This window comes from Streptomyces sp. NPDC002044 (genome assembly GCF_040296725.1).
GTDB classification, from domain to species: Bacteria; Actinomycetota; Actinomycetes; order Streptomycetales; family Streptomycetaceae; genus Streptomyces; species Streptomyces antarcticus.
In genome coordinates this window covers 1-14,026 of sequence record NZ_JBEOXU010000150.1, presented here as the reverse complement: position 1 = coordinate 14,026, position 14,026 = coordinate 1, and the positions used below count along the sequence as shown (strand labels likewise).

Genomic DNA, 14,026 nt, shown 5'->3' with positions numbered 1-14,026 from the left:
CGTCAAGGTCCAGCGGGCCCGAAAAAAAGCCCCGTAGACCACCACCCCCCCCCCCCACACCACCCCCCCCCCCCCCCCCCCCCCCCACCCCCCCAACCCCCCCCCCCACCCCCCCCCCAGCCCCCCCCCGCCCCCCCCCGGGCCGGGGTCGGGGGCGGGCTCCGCGGGAGCCGGTGCGGTCTCCGTGGCCCCGGGCGCGCTCGTTTCCGCTGCCGGCTCCCCGGACGGCGCCGCGCAGCCGGCGGCGGTCAGGGCGGAGGCCGCCGCGAGGGCGAGCAGGCCCGTGGTCCGGCGGGTGCGGCGCTTGCGCATGGAGCTGTCCCCAGGTGATGTGGCGGGTGCGATCAGGGGGAAGCTACCGGCTGGCTCCCGCCCCCACCAGGGGCTTCCCGCCCACTGGGCGCCACCGTAGGGCCCCCGCGTCCGCGCCCGCCCCCGCCCCCGGACCCCGCTCCGGCGTCGGACGGGGCCCGCGCTCTCGCGATCTGACGTCGCATCAGCTAGACCGGTCCCATGACGACAGGAGAGCAGGACCCCCGGCGGCAGGACGCCCGCGCCGACGACTACGCCGCACTGGCGGCCGTCGGCCCCTACGGAGTCCGGCCGGGCCACGCGCTGATCACCATGGTGGAGCCGCACCCGGGCCACGAGTTCGCGTACAACCGCTGGTATGAGGACGACCACTACTACGCCGGGGCCATGGCCATGCCCTGGATGTACGCGGGCCGCCGCTGGGTGGCCACCCGGGAGCTCCAGCAGATGCGTTACCCCGAGAAGTCGGCCGTGGCCCAGCCGGTCACCGCCGGGTGCTACATCTCGACGTACTGGGTCACCGAGGGCCGCTACGACGAGCACATGAAGTGGACCGTCGGCATCAACAAGCGCCTCAACCGGGACGGCCGGGTCTACCAGGACCGGACGCACGTGTTCACGGCCTTCCAGGACCACGCGGCGACCGTCTACCGCGACGGGGCCGCCGGGCCGAGGGACTTCCACGCCCTCGACCACCCGTACGCCGGGCTCGTCGTCCAGGTCGTCGACGCCGACGGCCCCGAGCAGCGGGCGGAACTGCTGGAGTGGCTGCGTACGCGGGCCCTGCCGGAGCGGCTGCACGGCTCGCCCGCCGCGATGGTGACGGTCTTCCGGCCGACACCGCTGCCGGGCGACCGGATGACGTACGTCAAGCAGGTCGAGGGGGTCGACACCCGCCTCACGCTGCTCTGGTTCCTGGAGGAGGACCCCCGGACCTGCTGGGACCGCTTCCAGGGGCTGGACGCGGAGGTCGCGGGGGCGGGGCTGGGGCGGGTGGAACTGGTCGCGCCGTTCGTCCCGACGGTGCCGGGGACCGACCGGTACGTCGACCAGCTCCGCTAGGGGGTGTCGTCGAAGTCGTTCCGTACGCCCGCAGGGCGGACATGGCCGAGCCCCCTCGGCCAGGACGGCGGGCCGGTCGAGAGGGCTCCAGACGGTGGTGCGGGTGGTGCTTGTAGTGCGGGTGGCGCGTGTGGTGCTGGCCGTGCTGAGGGGACGGTGGGGACGGGCGCCGTAACGTTCAGGCGAGGCGCCCGAAGCCGCCCTCGGTGACATCCGTGACGAACGAGGTCCAGGAGCCGGGCGCGAAGGTGAGGGACGGACCGTCCTGCACCTTCGAGTCACGGACCGCGACGGCCTCCGTGACGGGTGACTTGACCTCGACGCAGGCGCCGTTGGCGGAATAGGAGGACTTGGTCCAGTTGTGCGTGGCGCCCTGGCGAATAGCCATGTTTCTCTCCGGTTCAGCGAGTAGTTCCCGTGTCGTGTCGACCACTTTTCCGGCCGACCTGATCGACGCTACCGGCAGCTCCTGAGAGGTGGACGGGCCATTCACCCGACCGAGTGGCATATTCCAGTCAGGACTTCTGTGGCCGGGGAGTGACGGTGTAGCGTACCGGACCCTCTCTTGCCACGTACTCCGTTTCGCACGGGTTTATTCGCCCTTGCCCGCATATTGGCTGATGATGTCGGAGATGAACTCCCTTGTCTGGCCCACGTTGAGGGCCTGGGCGCGCAAGTGCTCGTACATCACGCTGTACTTCTGCACGTCGTTGGCCTTCTCCAGGTACAGGTCGCTCGTCACGCCCTCGATGTAGACCACGGTCGAGTCGGACGCGTCCGGAAACTCCAGGATCGCGTACTGGCCGTTCACGCCGGGGTGCGCGCCCAGCGAGAACGGCATCACCTGCACGGTGACGTGCGGCTGGTCCGACTGCTCTATCAGGAACTCCAGCTGCCGGATCATCAGCTGGGTGTTGCCCACCTGCCGTCGCAGCGCGGCCTCGTCGATGACGGCCCACAGCCGCAGCGGCCCGAGTTCCGGGTTGTTGTTCTCGGTCTCGGAGAGCCGCTTCTGCCGGTGCATCCGGACCTGGACGCGCTTGTCGACGTCGGCGGGGGCGGTCTCCGGCCAGGCACCGCGGACGAGCGCCTGGGCGTACTCGGTGGTCTGGAGCAGCCCCGGGATCACGAGCGGCTCGTACGTGCGCAGGCTGGCGGCGTCCGTCTCCAGGCCGATGTAGACGCTGTACGGGATGTCGCCGAAGGCGTGCCACCAGCCCTGCTGCCGGGAGTCCTTGGCCATCTGCATGAGCGAGTCCACGAGCCGGCGGTCCTCCACCTCGTACACGTCGCAGAGGTCGCGGACGTCACGCTGGCTGATGGAACGGCGGCCGTTCTCCAGCCGGCTGATCTTCGACTGGGAGACGAGCAGGCGCTCGGCGACCTGCTCGGCCGTCATGGCCTTGTCCTCGCGGAGCTTGCGCAACTCCATGCCCAGTCGGCGGCGTCGGACGGTGGGATTGACATTGGACGCCACGTGAACGGCACCTCCGCCTTCTTCTGTTGCTGTCTCTCTGCGTGTCTGATGTTGAGCAGACTGCCACCGAAGCGTGCGCTGCCGCTGGGGAACGGCCGGGAAAACAGACGCGCGGGGTGGCGGGACCGGCGAACCGGCCCCGCCACCCCGCGCGTCGGCGGTTCCCGGACCGGGCCCGTGGGGGCGCCGGTCACGGCGATGGCGTTGCGATGGAACGAGTGGATCAGTGCGCGGCCGCGCGGGCCATGGCACCGGTCCGGCGTGGCTGGAGCGGCAGACTGCTCGCCGTGGCGCGGACCGGCGGTGCCGGTGCGCGGTCACGGCGCGGCTGTGCTGCCACACCGTTCTGGACGTCCATCACGGCATGCGCCACGAGTCCGCCCATGGGGTCGTGCCGGATCAGATCCCGAAGCCGGGATCTGGACGACCGCCCCTCGTTGCCGGGGTACAGGTGCTTGCCGAGTCCGACCGCGTGGGCCAGTGCGGCAAGCGCCGCGGTCCGCGGGTCCGGCGGTACGCCGGTGCGGATCGCACTGTCGAGCCGGGCACGGATCTCCCGGCTGATCGCCGTGTCGGTCGCCTGGTAGCGAGTCGTCGGCAGCACCCCGCACATCTGTCCCGCGACGGCATGGACCATGCCGCAACGCTCCAGGTGAGCGAGGTAAATCTGGCGGAGCCCCAGCCGGGGTCCGCCGATCCAGTGGACGGCCCGAACCGGACTGCCGCGCCTGCGCAACAGTTCCAGTGCGGAGTCCAGAGTCGGATCTCCTGTCGGCCGTGGCATCACCACGGCGATACGATCCCCGTCAGGGGCTATCCGTCCTGCCAGAGCCAGCTCCACTAGCTGTGCCCCGGCCAGGCCGAGGTCGAGCGACTGCGGCTGCGCCGTGGTACCCGTGGCCGGGTCCAAGGCGAGCAGCAGAAGCTCCTCCGGAATTGTTCTGCGGCTCCTGCCCATCCATGCCTCCCCGCGTGGATGAGTGACAGGGTGACGCCTCTCACATTCATCTGTCGAGAGCGCCTGACCGCTTTGCGGGGGAAATCGCAACTATGTCGTTCTCGTCTAGCACGGGGGCGATGCCCCCAGACGGGACACTGTTAGACATTCGGACAGCCGGACGTAGCGGCGATCGAGGAGGAACTGGTGGCGGGCGAGTCCCCCGACAAGTCGGTAGATGCAGGAGCGCCGGGGGCGGCGGAGTCCTCCGCGGAGCGTGATCCGAGGCTGTCGGTGTTCCGGCCGAGGGAGCCCGAGGACGCCTCGGGCGGCGCCGGTGACACCCCCGCGGAGCGCGACCCGCTGCGCGAGGCCGTGGCGGCGTGGGTCGCCACCGCCGAGGCGCCCGCCCGTTCCGACGGGCCGTCGGCGGCGGATTCGGCCGCGGATTCGGCCGCGGCGGATGCGGCGCCGGGTGCCGCGGGTTCCGGTTCCGGATCCGGTCCCGCCTCCCGTCCCGCAGCCGCATCGGGATCCGGTCCCGCCGCGGAAGCCGGGTCCGGAGCCGGCTCCTCCGAGGCCGAGCCTGAGCCCGAGCCCAAGGCCGAGCCCGAGCCCGAGCCCGAGGCCAAGTCCGAGCCTGTGCCCGAGCCCGAGGCCGAGCCCGAGGCCGAGCCCAAGGCCGAGCCTGTGCCCGAGCCCAAGGCCGAGCCCAAGGCCGAGCCCAAGGCCGAGCCCAAGGCCGAGCCCAAGGCCGAGGCTGAGCCCAAGTCCGGGCCCAAGTCCGGGCCCAAGTCCGGAGCCGAGCCCAAGTCCGAGCCCAAGGCCGAGCCCAAGTCCGAGTCCGAGGCTGAGGTCCGGCCTGGGGCTGGGGCCGGGGGTGAATCCGCTGCCGCTGCTGCGGACAGTGAGCGTACTGCTGTGTTCCGTGCGGTGAAGCCGCCTGTTGGTGAGGGTTCCGGTTCTGCTGGTGGGCGGGGCGGTGAGGGGTCGCGTGTCGACTTCTTCCGGCGGCCTCAGCCGGTGGCGGGCCGGGACGGGGCCGAGGGGGGTCCGGGTGCGGCGAAGCCGTCCCCGGCGGAGTCCGGTGGGGAGTCCGAGCGGACCGCGGTGTTCCGTGCGGTGGCCCCGCCCGCGTCGGCCAAGCCCGCTGCCACCACCCCGCCAACGACCTCCGCCACGACCCCCGCCACGACCCCGGCCAGGGATTCCGCTTCGGCCGACGAGTCGACCGGTGGCGCCGGTGACGGCAGTGGTTCCGGGGGTGAATCCCCTGCCGCTGCTGCGGACAGTGAGCGCACTGCCGTGTTCCGTGCGGTGAAGCCGCCTGTTGGTGAGGGTTCCGGTTCTGCTGGTGGGCGGGGCGGTGAGGGGTCGCGTGTCGACTTCTTCCGGCGGCCTCAGCCGGTGGCGGGCCGGGACGGGGCCGAGGGGGGTCCGGGTGCGGCGAAGCCGTCCCCGGCGGAGTCCGGTGGGGAGTCCGAGCGGACCGCGGTGTTCCGTGCGGTGACTCCGCCGGCGTCGGCCAAGCCCGCCGCCACCACCCCGGCCACGACCTCCACCACGACCCCCGCCACGACCCCGTCCAAGGATTCCGCTTCGGCCGACCGTCCGGGCGGCGGCCCGTCCGGAGCCGATTCCGCCGAGGCGGACAGTGAGCGCACCGCCGTGTTCCGTGCGGTCAAGCCCCCGGTCGCGTCGGCCGGGGGCACCGCCGCCGCCGACCGGGCCGCGCCGCCGAAGGCCAGTACCTTCGTACCGCTGCGGACCGATGGGGCTCCGGCCCCGGCCGTGGCCCCGAAGCCGGCCCCCAGGCCCGCGGCCACGCCCGCACCCGCGTACGAGTCGCCCGAGCGGACCACGCAGCAGCCGCTGCCGCCCAAGCCGCCGCTCGACATGCTCGCGGACCTCACCAACAACCCGCCCCCGCCGCCGAGCCCGCTGCGCACGGCGGTGCGGCGGTTCAAGATCTACGCGCCCGTCGTCGTGCTCCTGGCGATCATCGTCTCGGTGGCGCAGCTGGTGCGCCCGCTGCCCGAGCCGACGCTCGTGATGACCGCGAAGTCCTCGTACACCTTCGAGGGCGCCAAGCCCCAGCTGCCCTGGCCGAGCGAGGGGCAGGCGTACATGGCGGCGGCCGGCCTCGGCACGCTCGGCCAGTCCGGCGAGCAGAAGCCGGTGCCGATCGCGAGCGTCACCAAGTCGATGACGGCGTACATCATCCTGCGCGACCACCCCATCGCGAAGGGTGAGAAGGGCGCGGTGATCGATGTCGACAAGACGGCCGAGTCCGAGGGCAAGAAGAACAACTCCACGGACAACGAGTCCACCCTCGACACGGTCAAGGAGGGCGACAAGCTCACCGAGTACGACGCGATCGCCGCCCTCATGATCCCGTCGGCCAACAACATCGCCCGGTTGCTGGCGCGCTGGGACTCCGGTTCCCAGGAGGCGTTCGTCAAGAAGATGAACGACACCGCCAAGGACCTCGGGATGAAGAACACCACGTACACGGACCCCTCGGGCCTGGACGCGACCACGGTCAGCACCGCCGAGGACCAGGTCAAGCTGGGTCTGAAGCTGGTGGAGATCGAGACGCTGCTGGAGATCACCAAGAAGCCCAGCTGGCAGGACCCCTCGGGCAAGGTCTGGCGGAACTGGAACGGCCTGGTGCCGTTCAACGAGTCGCTCGGCATCAAGACCGGTACCACGACCAAGGCCGGCGGCAACCTCCTCTTCGCCGCCTACAAGGACGTCGGCAAGACGAGGCAGCTGATCGTCGGCGCCGTCCTCGGCCAGCACAAGCCGCCGATCATCGACAGCGTGCTCGCCGCGAGCAAGCAGCTCATGACCGCCACCCAGAAGTCCCTGAACGGGGCGCCCGTCGTGAAGAAGGGCGATGTCGTCGGCTATGTGGACGACGGGCTCGGCGGCAGTACGCCGGTCGTCGCCACCGCCGACGTCCAGGCCGTCGGCTGGGGTGCGCTGACCGTCGGCATCGAGCTGGCGCAGGGCGAAGGCGGCAAGATCCCGCAGACCGCGAAGGCCGGCACCGAGATCGGCGTGCTGACGGTCGGCGAGGGGGCGAGCCAGGTGAAGGTGCCGGTCGCGCTGAAGAGCGATCTCGCCGCGCCGGGCATCGGCAGCAAGCTGACGCGCGTCGGCTGACGGCGGCGGCGACCACGCGGACGGCGCCCCGGGCAACCCCGGGGTGCCGGGGCGCGTCCTGGGATCCGGGACGTGCGTACGGGCAGGGGACTGATGTGTGGGGGAGTGGGCAGTGACCACCGCTGAGCAGCAGGGACGGCGGCCGGCCGCCGCTGCGCCGGTGCCCGGCGCCGGTTCGGGGAGGCCCGCACACCCCGCGGCCTCCGCACATCCCGCCGCCGCAGCACACCCCGCCGCCCCGCCGGAGCCCGGCGGCCCGGGCCGGCGCGGTCTCGGCTGGGCACGCCGCCACCCGGTGGCGGTCGCCACCGTCCTCGCCGGAGTGCTGCACGTCCTGTGGTTCTTCAGCTTCGCCAACAGCGGCGGCGACCTCGCCGCGCAGGACGCGTGGGCCGAGTTCGTCGGGCGGCACCCCGACTCGGCGTACAACCTCGCCTGGTACGGCGGGATGCACCCGGTCTCGTACAGCGTGGTCTCGCCGTACCTCATGCACGTGCTCGGCGTGCGCACCACGATGATGATCGCCGGTACGGTCTCGGCCGGGCTGATCGCGCTGATACTGACCCGCTGCCGCGGATCCGTGCGCGAGCCGCTGTGGCCCGCGCTCGCCGGGGTGTACGGGCTGCTCTGCAACGCCCTGTCCGGCCGGGTCACCTTCGGCCTCGGCGCGATGTTCGCGCTCGCCGCGGTCGCCGCCGTGTTCTGCTGGCCCCGCAAGTGGTCGCGGCGCCGCTGGGCGAAGGCCGCCGTGGCGGCCCCGCTGGCGGGGCTGGCCACCGCCTCCAGCCCCGTCGCCGGGCTGTTCCTGGGGGTGGTGGCGGCCGCGCTGTTCCTGACCCGGCGGCGGCCGGGCGCGTACGCGCTGGGGCTGGCTCCGGTGGCCGTGGTCGGGCTGTCGGCGTGGCTGTTCCCGTTCTCCGGGACGCAGCCGATGCGGCTGGGCTCGGCCTGGCTGCCGTTCGTGTTCGCGGTGGCCGTGTGCGTGCTCGTGCCGAGGCGCTGGAAGACGGTGCGCGTCGCGGCGGCCGTGTACGCGGTGGGCACCTTCCTGACCTGGGCGGTCGACTCCCAGGTCGGTTCCAACGTCACCCGCATGATCATGCTGTTCGGCGGCGCGGTGCTGCTCGCGGCCCTCCCGTACTACGCGCCGCGCTCACGGCGCTGGTACGCGGTGCTGCTGGCCTTCGCCGGGCTGACCGCCTGGATCACCACCAACAGCGTCACCGACATCATCCGCACCACCCCGCTGGCCGCCTGGAACCGGGAGCTGGCCCCGCTCGTCGACCAGTTGGAGAAGGCGGGCGCCGCCCGCGGCCGGGTCGAGGTGGTCCCGGCGAGCAGCCACCGCGAGTCCTCCGCGTTCCCCTCGTACGTGAACCTCGCGCGCGGCTGGAACCGGCAGGCCGACCTGGAACGCAACCCGCTCTTCTACGACGACACCCTCACCGACGTGACCTACCGGGAGTGGCTGGACCGCTGGGCCGTGCACTACGTGGTGCTGCCCGCCGACCGGCCCGACGAGGGCGGCAGGGACGAGGCGCGGCTGGTGCGCGCGGGCCTGCCGTACCTCCAGCAGGTGTGGGGCGACGCGAACTGGCAGCTGTTCAAGGTCCAGGCGCCGACCGACCTGGTCTCCGGGCCGGCGGGGGTGGTGCGGGCGGGCGCCGACCAGCTCGTCGTGAACGTCCGGCAGGCGGGGCGGGTGCTGGTGCGCGTCCCGCACTCGCCGTGGCTCGGGCTGGTGGGCGGGGACGGCAAGGCCGTGATGCCGCCGCAGGAGACCTTCGCCTCGAAGGCGCGGGGCGGCGGCGGGACCGGGCTGCCGAAGGAGTACGCGAACACCGCCGGGTGCCTGTTCAAGGCCGCCCCGGACCCGTCGGGCGACGTGTGGACGGAGCTGCTGGCGCCGGGGCCGGGGGAGTACCGGGTGACGGCGAAGTACCAGCTGCCCCGGGGGACGCCCTGTCCGGACGAGCTGGTGCAGAAGGCCCTGGGCCACCCGGCCCCGCCGCGCGGTCCTTGATCCCGGATTCTTTGCCTTCGGCCCGGGTGCGCCGGCCGGTATATGTGCATACGATCCCAGTAGTCCGATTGGGTGCTTCCCGAGGGAGTTGACGACGGGATGAGCAAAGAGCAGACGCAGGACGTCCAGGCCGCCATCACGAAGGCGCAGCCGCAGGTGCCGCGGGCCCAGGGCCACGGCTTCGAGGGCCCGCTGCGGAGCAAGGTCAAGGGCGGAGCGCACACGAAGGCGGCCCTGAAGCGGGCCGGCACTCCGCAGGGTGACCGCATCGGCGAGCGCAGCCGGGGCCTGAGCTGAAGCCGCCCCCGTAGGCGGCCCGCCCCCGAAGGCGGGGCCCGCCCTCAGGCGGAGGCGCACCGGGCATGACGAAGGCCCCCCGTTCGACGGAACGGGGGGCCTCGTCCATGCTCTGACCTGCGAAGCAGGCAGTGCCCTCGGCAGGATTCGAACCTGCGACACCGGCTTTAGGAGAGCCGTGCTCTATCCCCTGAGCTACGAAGGCGGGGCTTGTCGGTCACCTGGCGGAAACCCCGGGAGGTCACCGTCTCGGCGGGCCGAACGCGGTGGTCAGCCGGTGTCCGGCGCGGTGGGTGAGATGTCCGGGTGGACATTTTCTCCCGCACGTGCCGTGTGGCCGACCGACCGCAGACAGCCTAGCGGATCGTGCTCCGCGGATGCGCCCCCATAAGCCCCGGCGCTTTCCCGGAGGCTACGGGAGGCCGCTGACCTGCGCCGGGACGGGCAGGGTGCGTGGCGAGGGCCTGGCGCGCGACGTCCGTACCCGGGTCCCCCTCGGCGTCAGGGCCGGGGCGCGGCGGCGGAGTTCACGGCGTGGGGAGGTGCGTCCGCCGTCATCCGCCGCGCTCCTGTTCCGGAGCGGTTCGGCCGGAGGGCTGGGAGACGGTGCCGCGGGGTGGAACCGGGGGTTCCTCCCGGGGCTCGCGGCGGGGCGGGCGCGGCTGGCCGAGTACGACCGCCAGGAGGATGACGGCCATGCCGGCGATCTGGAGGGCGGACAGCGTCTGGCCCTTGACGAAGTAGCCCAGCAGGGCCGCCACGACCGGGCTGCCCAGTGCGAGGAAGGAGACCGCCACGGCCGGGAGGCGTTCGATGCCCCGGAACCAGATGACGTAGCTGAGGACCGCGCCCAGGGTGACGAGGTAGGCGAAGCCGATGACGTTGGATCCGGTGAGACCGTCGGGAAGGTCTTCCAGCAGCAGCCAGAACGGCAGCAGGGCCAGGCCGCCCGCCGTGAGCTGCCACCCGGTGAAGGTGAGCAGGCCCACGCCCTCCGGCCGGCCCCACCGCTTCGTCAGCGTGATGCCCGAGGCCAGGCACAGCGCGCCGCCGACCGCGGCGAGGACTCCGACGCCGTCGGGCGACGCCGTCCCTCGGAAGACGAGCAGCACCACGCCCCCGGTGCCCAGGGCGCAGGCCAGGGCGTGGACGGGTCGGATCCTCTCGCCGAGGAGGAGCGCGGCCAGGATGACGACGAACACGGGCTGCGCCGACAGGATCATGGCGGCGATGCCGCCCGGCAGCCGGTAGGCGGCGACGAAGAGCAGGAAGTTGAAGGCGCCGATGTTCAGCACGCCCAGGACGGGCGCGCGCCACCACCAGACGCCGACGGGAAGCGTCCGGCCGAGGGCCAGCAGGACCAGGCCGCCGGGCAGGGCCCGCAGGGTGGTCGCCAGGAGTGGCCGGTCCGGCGGCAGCAGCTCGGTCGCCACGAGGTAGGTGCTGCCCCAGATCGCCGGAGCCAGGGCGGTCAGGGGCGCGGTGAGCGCGCTCTGTCCGTTCTTCATTCCGCCTCACATCCCTTGAGGGCGAGCGGAGTTCACGTCGTCGCCGTCCGCCGGCACCAGTGTCGGATCCGGGGCACCGATGAGTCCAACACATGCTTGTCACATGATCGATCTCGTATCACGATGGATCCATGGAGCTCCAGCAGATGCGGTACGTGATCGCCGTGGCCGAGACGAACAGCTTCACGCGGGCCGCCCAGCGCTGTCTCGTGGTCCAGTCCGCCCTCAGCCACCAGATCGCGCGCCTGGAGAAGGAACTCGGCGCGAGGCTCTTCGAACGCACCAGCCGCCGCGTCCGGCTGACCCCGGCGGGCGCCGCCTTCCTGCCCGCCGCCCGGCAGTGCCTGGACGCGGCGGAGCGGGCCGCCGCCGAAGTCGCGGCGGCCGTCGGGGAGGTACGCGGACGCCTCGCGGTCGGGCTGATCCCCACCGTCGCCGCCGTGGACGTTCCCGCCGTCCTCAAGGAGTTCCACCGGCGCCACCCGAAGGCCCGGATCAGCCTCGTCGTGGGAGCCAGCGACGAGCTCGTCGAGCAGGTCAGGCAGGGCGAGATCGAAGTGGCGTTCCTCGGCATCCCGGTCACGGCACGCCCCCGGGGCGTCATGGCCCGGGAGCTGGGCCGGGAGCGGCTGGTCGCCGTGGTCTCCCCCGGTCACCCGCTCGCCGGGGAGACCTCGGTCGACCTCCGGCGGCTGTCCTCGGAGGTCTTCGTGGACCTTCCGGCGAGGACCGCCGGCCGGGCCCAGTCGGATCTGGCCTTCGCCGCCGCGGGCCTCACCCGCGAGATCGCCTTCGAGGTGACGAACGCGGACTACCTGGCCCGTCTGGTCGGCGCGGGCCTCGGCGTGGCCCTGCTCCCGCCCGGGTACGTCGCGGGCCTGGCCGGGATGGTCACCATCGAGGTCACGGACGCACCGGCCCGCGCCGAGTACGTCGTCTGGGGCAGGGAGGGCCTCACCCCGGCGGCCACGGCCTTCCTGGAGCTGCTGGGCGCGGCGGAGGAGTGAGCGCGGCCGTCGGCGGGTGCGCGAGGTGCGCGACGGGGCCGATTCTCAGGCGGGCGGAGCGGTGGCGTCCGGGGTCGCGTCGGGTTTCGTGTGCAGGACCTCGCGGGCCTGTTCCGCGGCGCGGACGATGCCCTCGGAGACGAAGTCGAGGAAGCGGGCGATGTTCTCGAGGCGGCCGGCGGCCGGGGTCTCGGGGCCGAGGACGCCGACACCCAGCTGGGCGACCTCGATGATCCGGGCGTTGGCGCGGGCGCTGGCGATCATCGCCTGGTACCAGACGTCGTCGTCGACGACGTAGCGCTCGCGCCGGCCTTCGGCGCGTTCCCGGCGCACCAGGCCCTGGCCTTCGAGGAACGCGACCGCCTTGGAGACGGACGCCGGGCTGACCTGGAGGCGCTGGACGAGTTCGGACGCGGTGAGGCTGGCCGTGTCGTTGGTGTAGAGACAGGTCAGTACCCGGGCCATCATCTTGGGCGTGCCCGCCTCGATGAAGACGGCGGTGAGCTTCTCCTCGTACGCGAGCACGGCCCCGGCGTCGCGGCCGTGGGCCTGCGGAGGCGGCTGCGTTCCCCGGGACGCCGTCTGCGTACGGCGGTGGGCGCGGCGTTCGGTGGCGCGGTGTGCGGTGTCGGCGCGGTAGGCGGTGGGGCCGCCGTTGCGCAGCACCTCGCGCGTGATCGTCGAGGTGGGGCGGTCCAGGCGCCGGGCGATCTCCGCGTAGGCGAGCCCGTCGGCCACCCCCAGCGCGATCTGCTGGCGTTCCTGCTGGGTGAGTCTGCCTCCCGGCACCGTGATCTCCCTTCGCGTGGCGTGAGGCGTCCAGTGTAGCTTTCACGCGCAGTTCATTGCAACGTCTGAAGATCCGCTGTTGCATTTGAATCCAGAATCATTGCAACAAAATACCGCCTGTGAGCTGGTATTTTGCCGTTGCCGTGGGGCAAGTACATTGAAGGATCATTGAATGCAACGTAGCGTTTGCGATGTCAGAAACAACGAGCAGACAGGTGAGCACCATGCAGAAGTTCGACACCACCGCCCCCGTCACCGCCGTCCTCGACATCCCCGCCGGACGCGTGCGGTTCATCGCCGCCGACCGCGCCGACACCACGGTCGAGGTCCTGCCCGCGGACGCCTCGAAGGGCCGAGACGTCAAGGCCGCCGAGCGGACCACGATCGCGTACGCCGACGGCGTCCTGCGCATCGCGGCGGCCCCGGCCGGCAACCGGATCCTCGGGAACTCCGGATCCGTCGAGGTGACCGTCCAGCTCCCCGCCGGCTCCCACGTCGAGGCGAAGGCCGCCAGCGCCGAACTCCGCGGCGTCGGACGCCTCGGCGACGTCACCGTCGAGAGCGCGCACGGCTCCGTCAAGCTCGACGAGACCGCCGCCGCCCGCCTGACCCTCCTCGCCGGCGACGTCACGGTCGGCCGCCTCGGCGGACCCGCCGGGATCAGCACCCAGCAGGGTGACATCCGCATCGCCGAAGCCGTGCACGGCACGGTCGAGCTGCGCACCCAGTCCGGCGGGATCACGATCGCCGCCGCCCGCGGGGTCTGCGCCTCCCTCGACGCCGGCACCGGTCACGGCCGCATCCACAACGCCCTCAAGAACAGCGCCGGCGCCGCCACCCTCGCCGTCCACGCCACCACCGGCCACGGCGACATCACGGCCCGGAGCCTGTGAGGGAGCGCCCGCGACGGCCGGGCCCGCCCCGCCCGGCCCTCCCGGCGGCGCGGGCGCCTGCCGGAAGGGGGTATCGCCTCGCGCCGGGAGGTGGTCGATACCCGCCAAGTCCGCGGTATCGCGAACGATTTGGGTCGGTTCAGGCAAGGGTGATCCTGTCCGGATGCGAGAGGGCCCCGGCCGGCGGGTGAATTCCCGTACGGGCTCCGGCCCGGGCGCCGGGCGCCGGGTCTTCGGATCGCGGTGGTGTTTCCCTTCGGAGCCGCGGCGCGGAAAGGGAAAGACCAGGGGGCGCCAGGGGAAGGCACGAAGCGGAATCACGATTGCTGGTTCCGTCCGGGCGGCGGCAGGAATTTCACCAAACTCTGAACGGCGTTGAGTTGATCTCGGGTGGTGGCTGCGGGGAAACTGGGTGATCTCTCGGTCGTCAGCAGAAACGAGCCATCGTGCGCAAGGTACTCATCGCCAACCGTGGCGAAATCGCTGTCCGCGTTGCCCGGGCCTGCCGGGACGCCGGGATCGCGAGCGTAGCCGTCTACGCCGATCCGGACCG

The 14,026-nt window shown here is 72.3% G+C and carries 12 protein-coding genes and 1 tRNA gene; 7 read left to right on the top strand and 6 right to left on the bottom strand.

What is annotated here, in order from left to right; genetic code table 11:
- Positions 1-513: 513 nt before the first annotated feature.
- Entirely contained in the window at positions 514-1,374 is an 861-nt protein-coding gene (locus ABT106_RS26805) for a hypothetical protein (protein WP_351282142.1), read from the top strand.
- 178 nt (positions 1,375-1,552) lie between these two features.
- Here ABT106_RS26805 and ABT106_RS26800 read toward each other — a convergent pair whose 3' ends face one another.
- From ABT106_RS26800 to ABT106_RS26790, 3 genes are all read right to left on the bottom strand, one after another.
- The gene (locus tag ABT106_RS26800) at positions 1,553-1,762 is read right to left on the bottom strand and encodes a DUF397 domain-containing protein (RefSeq protein WP_267726067.1); all 210 of its coding nucleotides are present in this window, start codon (positions 1,760-1,762) and stop codon (positions 1,553-1,555) included.
- Between the two features lie 204 nt (positions 1,763-1,966).
- The gene (locus tag ABT106_RS26795; RefSeq protein ID WP_351282139.1) at positions 1,967-2,851 is read right to left on the bottom strand and encodes a helix-turn-helix domain-containing protein; all 885 of its coding nucleotides are present in this window, start codon (positions 2,849-2,851) and stop codon (positions 1,967-1,969) included.
- 223 nt (positions 2,852-3,074) lie between these two features.
- The gene (locus ABT106_RS26790; RefSeq protein ID WP_351282136.1) at positions 3,075-3,809 is read right to left on the bottom strand and encodes a GOLPH3/VPS74 family protein; all 735 of its coding nucleotides are present in this window, start codon (positions 3,807-3,809) and stop codon (positions 3,075-3,077) included.
- A 1,485-nt stretch (positions 3,810-5,294) separates the two neighbouring features.
- Here ABT106_RS26790 and ABT106_RS26785 point away from each other — a divergent pair.
- The 3 genes from ABT106_RS26785 (at position 5,295) to ABT106_RS26775 (ending at position 9,276) form a co-directional block, all read left to right on the top strand.
- Positions 5,295-6,956, top strand: coding sequence for a D-alanyl-D-alanine carboxypeptidase family protein (locus tag ABT106_RS26785; protein WP_351282134.1), 1,662 nt, complete (start codon positions 5,295-5,297; stop codon positions 6,954-6,956).
- 112 nt (positions 6,957-7,068) lie between these two features.
- A complete protein-coding gene (locus ABT106_RS26780) occupies positions 7,069-8,979 on the top strand; it encodes a DUF8823 domain-containing protein (RefSeq protein ID WP_502979484.1) in 1,911 nt (636 codons plus the stop codon).
- 99 nt (positions 8,980-9,078) lie between these two features.
- The gene (locus ABT106_RS26775; protein ID WP_351282131.1) at positions 9,079-9,276 is read left to right on the top strand and encodes a hypothetical protein; all 198 of its coding nucleotides are present in this window, start codon (positions 9,079-9,081) and stop codon (positions 9,274-9,276) included.
- Between the two features lie 132 nt (positions 9,277-9,408).
- Here ABT106_RS26775 and ABT106_RS26770 read toward each other — a convergent pair.
- A tRNA-Arg gene (locus tag ABT106_RS26770) sits at positions 9,409-9,481 on the bottom strand.
- A 349-nt stretch (positions 9,482-9,830) separates the two neighbouring features.
- Positions 9,831-10,784: an EamA family transporter gene (locus tag ABT106_RS26765; RefSeq protein ID WP_351282128.1), complete on the bottom strand. Its 954-nt coding sequence runs from the start codon at positions 10,782-10,784 to the stop codon at positions 9,831-9,833.
- A gap of 131 nt (positions 10,785-10,915) precedes the next feature.
- Here ABT106_RS26765 and ABT106_RS26760 point away from each other — a divergent pair, with 131 nt between their 5' ends.
- Entirely contained in the window at positions 10,916-11,791 is an 876-nt protein-coding gene (locus ABT106_RS26760; RefSeq protein WP_351282126.1) for a LysR family transcriptional regulator, read from the top strand.
- A 45-nt stretch (positions 11,792-11,836) separates the two neighbouring features.
- Here the strand turns inward: ABT106_RS26760 and ABT106_RS26755 are convergent, their stop codons facing one another.
- Positions 11,837-12,580 carry a helix-turn-helix domain-containing protein gene (locus ABT106_RS26755; RefSeq protein WP_351282123.1) on the bottom strand — a complete coding sequence of 248 codons (744 nt, stop codon included), beginning with the start codon at positions 12,578-12,580 and terminating at the stop codon, positions 11,837-11,839.
- A 224-nt stretch (positions 12,581-12,804) separates the two neighbouring features.
- Here ABT106_RS26755 and ABT106_RS26750 point away from each other — a divergent pair, with 224 nt between their 5' ends.
- A complete protein-coding gene (locus tag ABT106_RS26750; protein WP_351282145.1) occupies positions 12,805-13,473 on the top strand; it encodes a DUF4097 family beta strand repeat-containing protein in 669 nt (222 codons plus the stop codon).
- A 446-nt stretch (positions 13,474-13,919) separates the two neighbouring features.
- On the top strand, positions 13,920-14,026 hold a 107-nt coding region (locus tag ABT106_RS26745), incomplete at its 3' end, for a biotin carboxylase N-terminal domain-containing protein (protein ID WP_324787317.1).

Excerpts from the sequence above, each read along its gene's own strand:
- ABT106_RS26805 (WP_351282142.1), top strand. The coding sequence starts at position 514 with ATGACGACAGGAGAGCAGGACCCCCGGCGGCAGGACGCCCGCGCCGAC.
- ABT106_RS26800 (WP_267726067.1), bottom strand. The coding sequence starts at position 1,762 with ATGGCTATTCGCCAGGGCGCCACGCACAACTGGACCAAGTCCTCCTAT.
- ABT106_RS26790 (WP_351282136.1), bottom strand. The coding sequence starts at position 3,809 with ATGGGCAGGAGCCGCAGAACAATTCCGGAGGAGCTTCTGCTGCTCGCC.
- ABT106_RS26775 (WP_351282131.1), top strand. The coding sequence starts at position 9,079 with ATGAGCAAAGAGCAGACGCAGGACGTCCAGGCCGCCATCACGAAGGCG.
- ABT106_RS26765 (WP_351282128.1), bottom strand. The coding sequence starts at position 10,784 with ATGAAGAACGGACAGAGCGCGCTCACCGCGCCCCTGACCGCCCTGGCT.
- ABT106_RS26760 (WP_351282126.1), top strand. The coding sequence starts at position 10,916 with ATGGAGCTCCAGCAGATGCGGTACGTGATCGCCGTGGCCGAGACGAAC.
- ABT106_RS26750 (WP_351282145.1), top strand. The coding sequence starts at position 12,805 with ATGCAGAAGTTCGACACCACCGCCCCCGTCACCGCCGTCCTCGACATC.